Annotated in this window: 11 protein-coding genes; 7 read left to right on the top strand and 4 right to left on the bottom strand. The window is 43.4% G+C overall.

From position 1 onward, the window contains the following. Nucleotides 1-2 precede the first annotated feature (2 nt). The 3 genes from QVP90_RS10875 to QVP90_RS10865 all read left to right on the top strand — a co-directional run bounded on the left by QVP90_RS10875 (nt 3) and on the right by QVP90_RS10865 (nt 2,395). The gene (locus QVP90_RS10875) at nt 3-524 is read left to right on the top strand and encodes a DUF4943 family protein (protein ID WP_005930323.1); all 522 of its coding nucleotides are present in this window, start codon (nt 3-5) and stop codon (nt 522-524) included. A gap of 145 nt (nt 525-669) precedes the next feature. Next, nucleotides 670-1,356 carry a DUF4858 domain-containing protein gene (locus tag QVP90_RS10870; protein WP_005930325.1) on the top strand — a complete coding sequence of 229 codons (687 nt, stop codon included), beginning with the start codon at nt 670-672 and terminating at the stop codon, nt 1,354-1,356. Nucleotides 1,357-1,450: 94 nt separating this feature from the next. Next, on the top strand, nt 1,451-2,395 hold the full coding sequence (locus QVP90_RS10865; protein WP_021936414.1) for an NAD(P)H-dependent flavin oxidoreductase: 945 nt from the start codon (nt 1,451-1,453) through the stop codon (nt 2,393-2,395). Between the two features lie 127 nt (nt 2,396-2,522). On the opposite strand, the gene ald is transcribed toward QVP90_RS10865, so the two are convergent. Beyond that, complete coding sequence (gene ald, locus QVP90_RS10860; RefSeq protein WP_005930329.1) at nt 2,523-3,617, bottom strand: alanine dehydrogenase; 1,095 nt, start codon at nt 3,615-3,617, stop codon at nt 2,523-2,525. Between the two features lie 225 nt (nt 3,618-3,842). Here ald and QVP90_RS10855 point away from each other — a divergent pair, with 225 nt between their 5' ends. The 4 genes from QVP90_RS10855 to QVP90_RS10840 all read left to right on the top strand — a co-directional run bounded on the left by QVP90_RS10855 (nt 3,843) and on the right by QVP90_RS10840 (nt 10,166). Further along, nucleotides 3,843-5,498 (top strand): M23 family metallopeptidase, encoded by a 1,656-nt coding sequence (locus QVP90_RS10855; RefSeq protein ID WP_264381018.1) that lies wholly within the window; start codon nt 3,843-3,845, stop codon nt 5,496-5,498. 31 nt (nt 5,499-5,529) lie between these two features. Next, complete coding sequence (locus QVP90_RS10850) at nt 5,530-7,167, top strand: C69 family dipeptidase (protein ID WP_005930332.1); 1,638 nt, start codon at nt 5,530-5,532, stop codon at nt 7,165-7,167. 168 nt (nt 7,168-7,335) lie between these two features. After that, nucleotides 7,336-9,087: a phospho-sugar mutase gene (locus QVP90_RS10845; protein ID WP_005930333.1), complete on the top strand. Its 1,752-nt coding sequence runs from the start codon at nt 7,336-7,338 to the stop codon at nt 9,085-9,087. A gap of 179 nt (nt 9,088-9,266) precedes the next feature. Then, on the top strand, nt 9,267-10,166 hold the full coding sequence (locus QVP90_RS10840; protein WP_005930334.1) for a histidine decarboxylase, pyruvoyl type: 900 nt from the start codon (nt 9,267-9,269) through the stop codon (nt 10,164-10,166). 136 nt (nt 10,167-10,302) lie between these two features. Here the strand turns inward: QVP90_RS10840 and nudC are convergent, their stop codons facing one another. Genes nudC through abc-f form a run of 3 tightly spaced genes read right to left on the bottom strand, consistent with a single transcriptional unit; the run spans nt 10,303 to nt 13,587 of the window. After that, on the bottom strand, nt 10,303-11,085 hold the full coding sequence (gene nudC / locus QVP90_RS10835; RefSeq protein ID WP_005930335.1) for an NAD(+) diphosphatase: 783 nt from the start codon (nt 11,083-11,085) through the stop codon (nt 10,303-10,305). Then, nucleotides 11,082-11,936 (bottom strand): hypothetical protein, encoded by an 855-nt coding sequence (locus QVP90_RS10830; RefSeq protein ID WP_224206275.1) that lies wholly within the window; start codon nt 11,934-11,936, stop codon nt 11,082-11,084. The genes nudC and QVP90_RS10830 overlap by 4 nt, the downstream gene beginning before the upstream one ends. Before the next feature lie 55 nt (nt 11,937-11,991). Then, nucleotides 11,992-13,587 (bottom strand): ribosomal protection-like ABC-F family protein, encoded by a 1,596-nt coding sequence (gene abc-f / locus QVP90_RS10825; RefSeq protein WP_005930338.1) that lies wholly within the window; start codon nt 13,585-13,587, stop codon nt 11,992-11,994. Nucleotides 13,588-13,664 lie beyond the last annotated feature (77 nt).

Genomic DNA, 13,664 nt, shown 5'->3' with positions numbered 1-13,664 from the left:
TTATGAAAAAAACATGGATGATGCTGTTTGCTGTTTTGATGGCGCTTATGCTTACGGGATGCGGTAAAGAGACCTTGGACTATAATAATCCGGATGTCGACCTTTTTGTGAAACAACTGAAATCCGGAACTTACAATACTAAAAATGAAAAAGGAATTGTTGAAGTTCCTCATTTTACGGAAGAGGATATTCCCGAATTACTTGCTTATGCGGAGGATTTGAGTGTGATACCTGCATTTCCTTCCGTGTACAATAGTAACAGTGGCAAGATACGTTTGGGCGAGTGTATTTTGTGGACTGTAGAAAGTATTCGTCTTGGAATTCCTGCTTCTATGGGATGTCATATGGTCGAAGTGAATGCTGAGAACTATGAAGCTATTTACTTCTTGTCCGATGAAGAAATTCTGGATGCGGCTGCCCGTTATCGTCGTTGGTGGGAAACCAGAAAGTATCCCCGGACGGCTTGGACGATTGATCCCTGTTATGATGAACCGCTTTGCGGAAGTGGTTATCGCTGGTGGTAGTCTAAACAACTGAACATGGCTAAACGTTTTATTATATTGCTGCTGATTTTGTCAGTGGCCGGGGAGTTGTATACTTAATGGACAAGGATGACGGAACATACATTAATGATGCTTTGATCCTATAAATGATAAATGAAATTTGAGAATGACGAAGTGCTTTATATTGTTTTTATTGATCTGTTTGTCTGTTCCTGTGGTTTATTCTCAGGAATGGACGAAGAAGGATTCGTTAAATCTCAGTCGTGTATTAAAAGAGGAGGGCGAGATAAAACTAAATCCGGAGGCTGTGAAACAGATTGATTTCGGTTCGGATATAATGGGAACTCCGTTGATGTCGACGGAGAAGAACTGGATGCTGCCGGACGAATCTCTTCCTTCTGCCTTACCCAATACCTTACCGTTGGAAAAAAGGCAGATGCTTTCTCTGCATCCCTATAAGGCGAATACTCCTTATGACTGGGATCCGGTTTATCAGAAAAAGATACAAGTAGGTAAGGATACTTGGAGAGGAGACCCTTTTTATCGGATCAAGACGTTCAGAGGGTATACCAATACATCGAAGGCGCCGTTGAGGGTTATGGTGATAACGCAGCCTTCCCTGACCGAGATTGAAGCTATTAAGTTGCAGTATAAGCCGTTATTCGGGCAGTCGAATGGCTCGATGGCAGGTGTGGCTATCGGCGGTTTTAATTTCATGTATGTTTTTACAAAGGATTTTTGGGATAAAAAGGGACGTGAACGCCGTGCCCGCACCTTAGAAGTGTTGAAAACCTACGGTGATTCGACTACCGTCCTTGTTCCGAAGCCTGTATTACAATTCATTACTCATTGAACTATCTAAAAGGTGAATTTGTTAAATTAGTAAAATGGAAGGCTTCTCCATACAACGATGGAGAGGGGAAAATAAATATAAATAGATTCGATTTATGAATAGAATTTCTACTCTTTTGGGTATTCGTTATCCTATTATTCAAGGAGGTATGGTATGGTGCAGTGGTTGGCGTTTGGCGTCGGCAGTAAGTAATTCCGGAGGGTTGGGACTTATTGGTGCCGGGTCTATGCATCCCGAAGTTCTGCGTCAACACATTCGAAAATGTCGGGCTGTTACCGATTTGCCTTTCGGAGTGAATATTCCATTGATGTATCCGCAGATAGAAGAAGTGATGAATATCGTGGTCGAAGAAGGAGTGAAAATCGTCTTTACTTCTGCCGGTAATCCGAAGACATGGACCGGATGGTTGAAAGAACGTGGAATTACGGTGGTGCATGTTGTCTCTTCTTCTAAATTTGCAGTGAAGAGCGAAGAGGCCGGTGTGGATGCGATTGTGGCTGAAGGATTCGAAGCCGGAGGGCACAACGGACGTGAAGAAACCACTACGTTCTGTCTTGTTCCGGCTGTTCGCCGGGCTACTACTCTGCCCTTGATAGCTGCCGGTGGTATTGCAACCGGTGAAGGAATTCTGGCAGCCATGGTATTGGGAGCGGAAGGTGTACAGATCGGGACTCGCTTTGCGCTTACCTATGAGAGTTCAGCCAGTGATGTATTCAAAGAATATTGCTTACGGCTGAATGAAGGTGACACTAAATTATTATTGAAAAAATTGGCTCCTACCCGTTTAGTGACCAATAGTTTTCGGGATGCGGTAGAAGCAGCAGAAGATCGTGGGGCGTCTGCCGAAGAGTTGCGGGAGCTTTTGGGAAGAGGACGAGCCAAAAAAGGAATTTTTGAGGGTGATCTTGAAGAAGGAGAATTGGAAATAGGACAAGTAGCTTCTTTATTTCGGCAGCAGCAGTCTGTGGCGGAGGTCATGAAAGAATTGCTTGAAGAGTATGAGAGGAGAAAACAAACGCTGACTACCAATTTGTTTTAGACAGAAGCCTCTCCCCAGCCCTCTCCGCGGGAGAGGGGGTACAGATACCCTTGTCTATTAATTAGTTGCAAAACTAACTTAGCCCCCTCTCCCACGGAGAGGGCTGGGGAGAGGCTTCTTGTCTTTCTTATTTTTTACTAATTCCAAATACATCGGCTACAGCTTTGTATACCACTTTTCCTTCTACTATATTCAGCCCTTTTGCAAGTGCCGGATCGTCTTCGCAGGCTTTTTGCCAACCTTTATCGGCAAGAGCTGTCACATAAGGTAAAGTAGCGTTAGTCAGGGCGAGAGTCGATGTGTAAGGTACTGCTCCCGGGATGTTGGCGACAGCATAGTGTACGATTCCGTCTACAATATAAGTAGGATCACTATGGGTAGTCGGGTGCGATGTTTCGAAGCAACCTCCCTGGTCGATGGCTACATCTACCAATACAGTGCCCGGCTGCATCAGTTTCAGCATATCACGGGTGATCAGGTGAGGCGCTTTATCTCCCGGTATAAGGACAGATCCTATCACCAAGTCTACGGTCGGCAATTCCATTTTCAGGCGTAATTCCGAAGCGTAGAGAGTCTTTACATTGGGAGGCAGAGTTTCGCTTAAATAACGCAATCGTGCCAAATTTATGTCGGCGATAGTTACGTCCGCTCCCATGCCGGCGGCCATTTGTGCAGCATTACTTCCCACAATGCCACCGCCCAATATCAGCACTTTTGCCGGTTTTACTCCCGGTACGCCTCCTAATAATATCCCCTTCCCGCCTTGCGGGCGTTCCAAAAAACGAGCCCCTTCTTGGGTAGCCATTCTACCGGCGACTTCACTCATCGGTATTAACAAAGGTAATGAATGGTCGGCTTTTTCTACAGTTTCGTATGCCAGGCAGACCGATCCGTTTTCGATCATTGCCAGTGTCAGTTCTTTATCGGAAGCAAAATGAAAATAGGTGAATAATAATTGTCCTTTTCGGATAAGCTTGTACTCCGGGGCTATCGGCTCTTTCACTTTTACAATCATTTCGGCAATGGCATATACTTCTTCCATGGTAGGTAGAATCTGCGCTCCCACGGCTGTATAGGCTGCATCGGGAAAACCACTGTTGATGCCTGCGGTATGCTGTATGTAAACAGTATGCCCGCGTTTTACAATTTCGGCAACTCCGGATGGAGTCATACCCACACGGTTTTCGTTGTTTTTGATTTCCTTTGGTACTCCGATAATCATAACGTTACTGTATTAAGGGTTAAACATGTACGAATGTACGAAAAATGCTTGTGTGCCAATGCATAATAAGAGATGTTTAACAGCATATTGTCAGAAATAGTATCCGCATTAGTTGGATGGAAAGGAAAAATTATCCCTTTCACTGAGGGATGATTTGTTACTCCTTTATTTTAATATTTATCCGGAATGACGTACATTTGTCCTCTTAAAGAAATAATGTACCGCATGAAACTATATATCACAATCTTATTGTTCATTTATTGCATGCCGTCTTTTTCGCAGGAGAAACAGCGACAGGCATCTTTTGTCCCTCCATTCGATTTTCCTCTGACATTGAGTGGAAATTTTGGAGAGATACGGGCCAATCATTTTCATGGTGGACTTGATTTTAAGACCGGTGGTGCTATCGGAAAGCCGGTTCGCGCATTAGCCGACGGGTATATTTCTCGTATTCGCGTCACACACGGTTCGGGCTATGTACTCGATGTGGTTTACAACAATGGATATTCTACAATCAACCGGCATCTCAGCGGGTTTGTAGGGGCGATTGCAAAGCGGGTGGAAGATCTTCAGTACGAAAAGGAAAATTATGAAGTGGAAATAATTCCCGAACCGGGTGAGTATCCGGTAAAAGCCGGTCAGCAGATTGCCCGGAGTGGGAATACCGGTTATTCTTTTGGTCCGCATTTACATTTGGATGTGTTTGAGACCTCTTCTGGTGATTATATTGATCCGATGCCGTTTTTTTTGAAGCATATCAAGGATACTACTGCGCCTAAGGCAGAAGGTATAATGCTGTTTCCCCAACCGGGTAGGGGAGTAGTGGAAGGAATACAGAAGAACCAAACTTTTCCTCTGAATAATAATGGCCGCCCTATCGAAGCATGGGGCGTAATCGGAGCCGGTATCAAAGCGTATGATTATATGGACGGTGTACACAACCGTTATGGTGTGCATACGGTAGTCTTGACCGTAGATGGGCAGGAGGTATTCCGTAGCACGGTAGATCGCTTTTCGCAGGAAGAGAACCGGATGATAAATTCCTGGACTTGCGGGCAATATATGAAGTCTTTTATTGATCCGGGGAATACTCTTCGTATGTTGGAGACTGCCAATGATAACCGAGGATTGGTTACTATCGATGAGGAAAGAGATTACCGGTTTCTCTACACATTGACAGATGCGTTTGGCAATACCTCCCATACTCGTTTCACTGTGCGTGGAAAGAAGCAGCCGATTGAACGTTTACAACATCGTGAAAAGTATTTCTTTGCTTGGAATTGTAATAACTTTTTGCAGGAACCGGGTCTGACTCTGATTGTGCCTAAAGGAATGCTTTATGATGATGTGGCCTTGAATTATCAGATGAAAGCGGATAGCGGCGCTGTGGCTTTTACATATCAGTTGAGTGATGAATCTGTTCCGTTGCATGGCAGTTGCGAGTTACGTATCGGGCTGCGTCGTATGCCGTTGGCGGATACAACAAAATATTATGTGGCGCGTGTCACTCCCAAAGGACTTTACGGAGCCGGCGGTACTTACGAAGACGGATTCATGAAAACGACTGTTCGTGAGTTGGCTACTTATACGGTAGCCATTGATACGGTTCCTCCTGTGATCACTCCGGTCAACCCGAAGAATTGGGGGCGTACAGGGAAGATAGTCTATACCATTAAGGATAAAGCAACCGGTATCCGTTCTTATCGTGGAACTATTGATGGGAAATATGCGTTATTTGGAAGACCTAATTTAACCCGTTTCCAGTATATATGTGAACTTGATCCGAAACGCGTGGAAAAAGGAGGGAAGCATGTAGTGGAAATGGTTGCAGTAGATGGTTGTGGCAATGAAACCGTAGTACGTGACACCTTCGTGTGGTAAGGAATACAATCATATTTAAGTATATAGAACAATGAACAAGAAACTGATTCTTTGTGCTGCCTTTCTTGTGGCGGCAGTGGCGGATACTTTCGCCTGTACCAATCTCATTGTCGGAAAGAATGCTTCTGCCGACGGTTCGACCATCGTTTCCTATTCTGCCGATTCATATGGGCTGTTTGGAGAGTTATATCATTATCCGGCCGCTACTTATAAGAAAGGAACCATGCTGGATGTATATGAGTGGGATACCGGAAAATATCTTGGAAAAATAGAACAGGCTCGCCAGACTTACAACGTCATAGGTAATATGAACGAGTATCAGGTAACCATTGGGGAAACTACTTTTGGGGGGCGTCCGGAATTAGCAGATTCTACCGGGATTATCGATTATGGCAGCCTTATATATATCGGTTTGCAACGTTCGCGTACAGCTCGTGAGGCCATTCGGATTATGACTGACCTTGTACAGGAATATGGCTATTATAGCGAAGGAGAGTCTTTTACCATTGCCGATCCCAATGAAATATGGATTATGGAGATGATCGGTAAAGGTCCCGGTATACGTGGTGCCGTATGGGTGGCTGTACGCGTGCCCGATGATTGTATCTCTGCTCATGCCAACCAGGCGCGTATCCAGCAGTTTGATATGAACGATAAGGAGAATTGTCTTTATTCTCCGGACGTGATTTCTTTTGCCCGCGAAAAGGGATATTTTAATGGGGTGAATAAGGACTTCAGCTTTGCCCAAGCATATGCTCCACTTGATTTCGGTGCCCGCCGTTATTGTGAAGCCCGTGTCTGGAGTTATTTCAATATGTTTACCGATCAGGGAGAGGCATACCTTCCTTATATACAGGGAGAAACAGACGAACCGATGCCGTTGTTCGTGAAGCCTAACCGTAAGATTTCCGTACAGGATGTACAGAATGCCATGCGTGATCACTATGAAGGGACTCCCCTCGATATCAGCAATGATTTTGGTGCCGGCCCTTATAAGATCCCATATCGTCTTTCGCCGCTTTCTTTTAAAGTGGGTGATCAGGAATATTTCAATGAGCGCCCTATTTCCACTCAGCAAACCGGTTTTGTTTTTGTTGCGCAAATGCGTGCCAGTATGCCCGATCCGGTGGGTGGTGTACTTTGGTTTGGTACGGACGATGCCAATATGACGGTATTCACCCCGGTATACTGCTGTACGGATAAAGTGCCTGTATGCTATTCCCGTGTAGGTGGAGCCGATTATATCACTTTCTCTTGGGATTCTTCTTTCTGGATTTTCAATTGGGTATCCAATATGGTATATCCGCGTTACGATTTGATGATCGGTGATATCCGTGCTGCACAGCAGGAACTTGAAAGTACTTTCCACGAGGCACAGGCCGGTATTGAAAATATGGCTACGCGCATTTATCAAAAGGATCCGGCCGGAGCCAAGGCTTTTCTCACCAATTATACTAATATGACTGCTCAAAGTACTTTCGATACTTGGAAGCGGTTGGGAGAGTTTATCATAGTGAAATACGCTGACGGTGTGATTCGCAAGATGAAAGATGGTAAGTTCGAACGTAACTCTATCGGTCAGCCTGCCGGTGTGGTTCGTCCGGGTTATCCGAAAGAATTTCTTGAAGAATATGTAAAACAAACAGGCGAACGTTACAAAGTGAAATAATTATTTAATATATGGATATTCTGTGCTGAAAACCGCATGTCGATTGATGTATCGGCCATTATCACATTAACACAATATTCATTTATTTATTAGGAATTCTTATTTAATTCTTTTACATTTGTGACTTATAGAGATTAATGAATCATTAACCAATAAATAACAATCTAAATGGAAAATCAGGAACTCATCAAGCAGGTGACTGAGAAAGCTGAAAAATGGCTTACCCCGGCATATGATGCCGAAACTCAGGCTGAAGTGAAACGTATGTTGGCAAATGAAGATAAAACCGAGTTGATAGAAGCTTTCTATAAAGATTTGGAATTCGGTACAGGCGGTCTGCGCGGTATCATGGGTGTAGGTACCAATCGCATGAATATCTATACGGTAGGGGCTGCCACTCAAGGGCTTTCCAACTATTTGAATGCTAATTTTAAAGATATTCCGCAGATTTCCGTAGTGGTAGGATACGACTGCCGCAACAACAGTGATCTTTTTGCAAAAATTTCCGCAGATATTTTTGCTGCTAACGGTATCAAAGTATATCTGTTCGAAGATATGCGCCCGACTCCTGAAATGTCATTTGCTATCCGTCACCTCGGTTGCCAAAGCGGTATTATTCTGACAGCTTCTCATAATCCGAAAGAATATAACGGTTACAAGGCTTATTGGGATGATGGTGCACAGGTATTGGCACCGCATGATAAAGGAATTATCGATGAAGTGAATAAGATAACTTCTGCTGCCGACATTAAATTCCGGGGTAATTCTGATGCCGGTTTGATTCAGATTGTCGGCGAAGACATTGATAAACCTTATCTGGAAAAGGTTAAAACCATTTCTATCGATCCGGAAGCTATCGCTCACCAGAAAGATATGAAGATTGTTTATACTCCGATTCACGGTACGGGTATGATGCTTATTCCGCGTGCATTGAAGATGTGGGGTTTTGAGAATGTCCATACGGTTCCCGAACAGATGATTAAGGATGGTAACTTCCCGACAGTTGTTTCTCCGAATCCCGAAAATGCCGAGGCATTGACTATGGCTGTCAATCTGGCTAAGGAAATCGATGCCGACCTGGTAATGGCGAGTGATCCTGATGCCGACCGTGTGGGTATTGCCTGTAAGGATGATAAGGGCGAATGGGTACTTATCAATGGTAACCAGACTTGCTTGATGTATCTTTATTATATCATTACCCAGTATAAGAAATTGGGCAAGATGACAGGGAAGGAATTTGTAGTGAAAACAATTGTTACTACCGAACTTATCAAGAAAATAGCTGAGAAGAACGGCATTGAAATGCTCGATTGCTATACCGGTTTTAAATGGATTGCACGCGAGATTCGTTTGCGTGAAGGTAAGCAGGTTTACATCGGCGGTGGTGAAGAAAGCTATGGTTTCCTTGCCGAAGATTTTGTACGTGATAAAGATGCCGTATCTGCTTGTTGCTTGATTTCCGAAATTGCTGCATGGGCGAAAGACAATGGCAAAACATTGTATCAATTGCTGCTGGATATCTATGTGGAATATGGTTTCTCTAAAGAAAAAGGTATTAGCGTAGTAAAACCCGGTAAGAGCGGTGCGGAAGAAATCAAGCAGATGATGGTTGATTTCCGTAATAATCCTCCGCGCGAACTGGCAGGTTCTAAAGTAATCCTTTGGAAAGACTTCCAGACTTTGAAACAGATTGACGAAGACGGTCGTGTAACCAAAATCGATATGCCGGATAAGTCGAACGTACTTCAATATTTCACTCAGGATGGCGGCAAGGTTTCTATCCGTCCTTCGGGAACAGAGCCTAAGATTAAGTTCTATATCGAAGTGAAAGGAGAGATGGGCTGTCGTAATTGTTTTGCCGGTGCTGATGCAAGTGCCGATGAAAAGATCAAGGCTGTGATGAAATCACTCGGTATCTGAGTACTTCCCTTGCGGGCAGATACTCCAGATAATGGAAAATGATAGATAAAAAGGGGCTATTACCGGATTATGCGGTGATAGCCTCTCTTTTTTGTATTCTTTTTGTTTCTTTAGTCTATCGGGCTTAATCATTCTGTGTTAAACGTTGTTCTATGTGCAACATCTAAACCAATTAATATATGAAAGATCTGATAGCCGGCATCAAATACGATGCCTCGAAAGTGATTAGTCGGGCCATTGGGCCGAGTAAAGAATTTTGCATGGGATATATGAATCCGGGTATGCCGGATGGCGGAGGGTATATATCGACTATGAAACTTTCCGTTGGAACGGTCGATATCAAAGGACTTGATGTCGTGACCGAAAGTATTCTTGCCTATGACCGTTGCGGAAGGAGCGATGCTTATTTCGGACAGGTTAATATGCTGAATACCTCTTCTGCATTTTGCGGACTGAATGGGGCGATATGGGGATTGGATCTTGCCGTACACGAAGATATTGTTTCTGGAAAGGCAGTTCCTATGTACATGCAACCGCAAGTTTCCGGAAAAGAGATCCCCGTGTATAATGTTCGTCCTCTGCTGGATGCTACCGAACGTCTTTTTGGAAAGGAGAAACAACAGCGTTTTCCACCTATGCCGGGAGCACATATTGTTTGTGCCGGACAGGATGTCAGTGCGCGCGGACCATTGTGGGTGTGGGCCTGTATCGGAGTGGCTGTTCCTAAGAACAGGGATGTGGCTGCCTGCTTGTTTGTAGAAGATGCCGATACTTATGGCAATGATTCTACCACAGAGAGTGAAATGATCGGTTATCTTGAGGGCACGCTCCGTAAAGTGACCAATAGCATTGCGCTTTACGGGAAAGATCAGGAAGTGGAATACGAATGTATTTATGCCGGATATAAATATGTATTTGTTGAGTCCGATCAGGTTGGTTGTGCATTGGTGACTGTTCCTGCCGTTTATTTGGCGCAGAATGTTTTGCCCGAGGGTATGGATGCGTTTTCCTTGCACGGACTGCCGCTTGTTGAATGGGAGAAGAAATTGGATTTGAAAGAACTCACTTTCATGGAATAGCTCACGGGGTTTGTTTAAAAAGCAGGTCACGAAGATACATGGGTTTATTGATACTTTTGGAGGATGAATGCTGTTTTCATTCCATTCATAAGTTGTTCGTTTGTAGTTTATATGTACTTCGTGGCCTGTGTTTTTGTCATTTTCCGTTTTCTATCCACCAGTCTATCATTTTTCTTGCCAGACTTAGTTTTCTTGGCAATTCGGGTAAGTTGTCCCGGGTATAAAAGGCTCCGGAACTCAGCTCCTCATCCTGCAACGTGAGTTCTCCACCTGCATAGTCAGCGATAAATCCTACCATCAGTCCACTGGGATATGGCCAAGGCTGATTGGCAAAATAAGTGATATTCTTTACGTCCAGTCCGGTTTCTTCTTTCACCTCGCGCGCAACGCATTCTTCCAAAGTTTCTCCGGTTTCCAGAAAACCGGCCACAAGGCTGTTGAATGTACCTTTGAAATTGCGTGCATGTACCAGCAATAATTTATCTTCTTTACGGATCAGAACTAATATTGCCGTAGAAATAGAGGGATACATCTCGTTTCCGCATTTGGGGCATTTTTTCATGATAGGTGCTTTTTGCTCCATTGCTGTGCCGCATGCGGGGCAGAAACGACTATTGCGATCCCAGTGTAGTATTTCGGCTGCTTTTCCGGCAGTCTGATATTGCTTCAGTGGAATGAAATCGTAAGATGCACGTAGTCCGGTCATCATATACTTATCCGATTCTTCTACCGGATAATCAATGGCAATCGCTTTACAGGGATGCCCATCCAACATACATATTTCATGTATGTTGGTCTCCGGAGAGATATGGATCGGAGGTTGCCCGGCACAGGGGATTGAAAATCCGTTATCTGTTTTTTTAAGTAATAACTGGTCTTTATAGAAAATGATCCACCAGGTAGTTGTTAGTTTACTCATCTTTTTAATAACTTTTTTAATTCTTCTTCATTGAACCATTGTTGTTGTGACGGACGTCCCGTACCTCGGACGGCAGAAGTCTCTTGTGTTGCAGGGATTCCCACTTGACGGGTATGTACAATTTGGCAGGAGATATCCATCGTGTCCAACGGATCTCTCCTGCGAGGTTTGAAACTTGAATATTCTTTTGGAAATTCAACGCCTAATTCATCCAATAAAACTTTTAGTTGACGGCGCGGTCCTTTCGCTTTCGGGTTATCTTTCATTTGATACATCAGCTTGCGATGTTGGTCAAACGGCTCCTGGTATTCCCGCAGCATTTCCCGGTTGACGAAAGTAATGTAAGTGACCGTACCGTTTCCTGCGTATTCTATGATACTCAGCCCTTGGTTGTGTGCCAGATATTTTGTATGCCTGTGCGTACACATTGCCGTGTCGTGTATCAGTTTGGAATAAAAGAAAAGTATAAAATCGTGTTCGTCCTTGAAAGGAATGCCTTTGGGAGTCATATACCGGCTTTTGATACGTTTCATGTAATGCGGTGTCACCCGGCTGCATCTGAAACGGTCGATGAGATAGATACCTTTTTCACCATATTCGTTGGTATAGAAGGTATAGAAAGCTTCGATAAACATTTTATTGTTTAAAACGACGAGCATAATGTTCCATTCGATTCCGGTATGCGGAGAGGTGACACGTACGTGACTCTCCACCGGAAACGTCAGTGAACATCTCAATCGGGTACCGCTTCTCGCCATTAATTCCCGGTATTCTTCGGACAAGAAAGTCCATTCTTTACTTAGTTCTGCTTCTATCTGTATAGGTAGGAGGTTGTTGCTGTATTCTTTCATGAAAAAATCATTATGTTCGCTTGCGGCGTTATCTCTTAGAAGAGGATGATAAATTTCAGACAAAGGTATGAAAATTTTCAATACCTATTTCATTCACGAAATATTTGTCGTGAGAAACCACAACTACCGTGCCTGTATAATTTTTGATTGTCGCCGTGATGATTTCGATGCTTTGAATATCCAGATTATTCGTAGGCTCATCCAGAATGAACATGTCCGGAGTATTGTCACTGATCATCAGACAGCAAAAAGCAAGTCTCATCTTTTCACCGCCACTTAATTTCCGGCAAGATTTGTCCCATACGGTTGCCGGAAACAGGTAGCGGTTGAGTATGGTTTTTATTTCATGTTCAGGTAGATTACGACTATTAAAGGTTTCCGCCTGTTCGAGGACACTCTTGTCATTTTTAATAATGGAATATTCCTGATTGAGGTAAACGTATTTGAAGTCTATACGGGAAAGGCTCCCTTGTGTGGGGACAATCTCTCCGGTAATGAGTTTCAATAAAGTTGTTTTTCCCGATCCATTTACTCCTTTGATACAGAGACGGTCACCGCTTTTTAGCTGAAAACTCAAGGATTCTTTCCATAATGCGTCATTATTGTTATAACTGAAATTGATATCCTTGGCCGTAATCAATATCTTACCGGTATGTAGCGAAGAAGCATTGAAATCAGTTTTTAGCGCTGCCGTACCGGTAAGGGTATTTCTGAGTCGGTTCATTTCATTTGTCAGTTGCTCTGATTTTTCGGCATGTATGTTATTTAGTTTGGTTGTACTTTTTTCTGCTTTATCTTTTAGGGTATTCATTGCTATGCGAGGAATCCTTTTTTTTATATTCGCTTTTTCTCCACGTACGTTTTGTTTATTTTTTCGTTCTGCCATTTCTCTGGCTGTTTTCTTAGCCAGACGTAATTCTTTCTCTTTTTCTTCGAGTTGCTGCTGTAAAGCATTCATCATGATACCTTTCTGTTCTTTGTAGAATTCATAATTTCCTCCATATACGTTTATGCCGCTCCGGGTAAGTTCGCAGGTAGTATTCAGTAAGTTGAGCAGTGTCCGGTCGTGGCTGACGATAATCAAAGTAGAAGAGGTCCTTTTCACAAATTCATAGAGTTGTTTTCTGCCTTCTGTATCCAGGTGGTTGGTCGGTTCATCCAACAGGATGACAGAAGGGGCATGTATTTCCATACCTGCCAGAAACACCCGTGTTTTTTCTCCGCCGCTCAGTTCGCACATCGATTGTGACGTTGATTTATCATGTATTCCCCAAGAAACTAATGCAGTTTGTACCCGCTCTTCAATATTCCAGTCATCATTCAGAATATGAAAGTTTTCTACGGAAGCATCACCGTTCAGGATAGCATGTAGTGCTCTAATTTTCGTATCTATCTGCAATGCTTCTGCAATAGTCTGATTATCGTACTGTCCGAAGTGTTGAGGGATGTAATATAAATCATCCGGACGAATGATTGTACCCGATGAAGGGGGAAGCCATCCCGCAATAATCTGTAAGAGAGTTGATTTCCCTGATCCGTTATTACCGATTAATGCTACTTTTTGTCCTTTATTTACAGATAGATCGAGGTCTTTGAATAGAATATCTTTATCTGCGTGTATGTATGTGATTTTTTGAATGGATATACTCATGCTGATTATGGTTTTGAAAGTTTAAAGACTGGGATTGGTCATCACGAAAAAGTAGGGAGGAGAGAGATAAACACAAT

Origin of the sequence: Bacteroides sp. CAG:189 (assembly GCF_000432295.1) — a bacterium.
In the GTDB taxonomy this organism is placed as follows: domain Bacteria; phylum Bacteroidota; class Bacteroidia; order Bacteroidales; family Bacteroidaceae; genus Bacteroides; species Bacteroides salyersiae.
The sequence above is the reverse complement of the archived record's forward strand: the minus strand, read 5'-3'. Positions and strand labels throughout refer to the sequence as shown.

Coding starts and splice junctions, on each gene's coding strand:
- abc-f (WP_005930338.1), bottom strand. CDS start 13,587: ATGAGTATATCCATTCAAAAAATCACATACATACACGCAGATAAAGAT.
- nudC (WP_005930335.1), bottom strand. CDS start 11,085: ATGAGTAAACTAACAACTACCTGGTGGATCATTTTCTATAAAGACCAG.
- QVP90_RS10850 (WP_005930332.1), top strand. CDS start 5,530: ATGAACAAGAAACTGATTCTTTGTGCTGCCTTTCTTGTGGCGGCAGTG.
- QVP90_RS10870 (WP_005930325.1), top strand. CDS start 670: ATGACGAAGTGCTTTATATTGTTTTTATTGATCTGTTTGTCTGTTCCT.
- QVP90_RS10865 (WP_021936414.1), top strand. CDS start 1,451: ATGAATAGAATTTCTACTCTTTTGGGTATTCGTTATCCTATTATTCAA.
- ald (WP_005930329.1), bottom strand. CDS start 3,617: ATGATTATCGGAGTACCAAAGGAAATCAAAAACAACGAAAACCGTGTG.
- QVP90_RS10845 (WP_005930333.1), top strand. CDS start 7,336: ATGGAAAATCAGGAACTCATCAAGCAGGTGACTGAGAAAGCTGAAAAA.
- QVP90_RS10875 (WP_005930323.1), top strand. CDS start 3: ATGAAAAAAACATGGATGATGCTGTTTGCTGTTTTGATGGCGCTTATG.
- QVP90_RS10855 (WP_264381018.1), top strand. CDS start 3,843: ATGAAACTATATATCACAATCTTATTGTTCATTTATTGCATGCCGTCT.
- QVP90_RS10840 (WP_005930334.1), top strand. CDS start 9,267: ATGAAAGATCTGATAGCCGGCATCAAATACGATGCCTCGAAAGTGATT.
- QVP90_RS10830 (WP_224206275.1), bottom strand. CDS start 11,936: ATGAAAGAATACAGCAACAACCTCCTACCTATACAGATAGAAGCAGAA.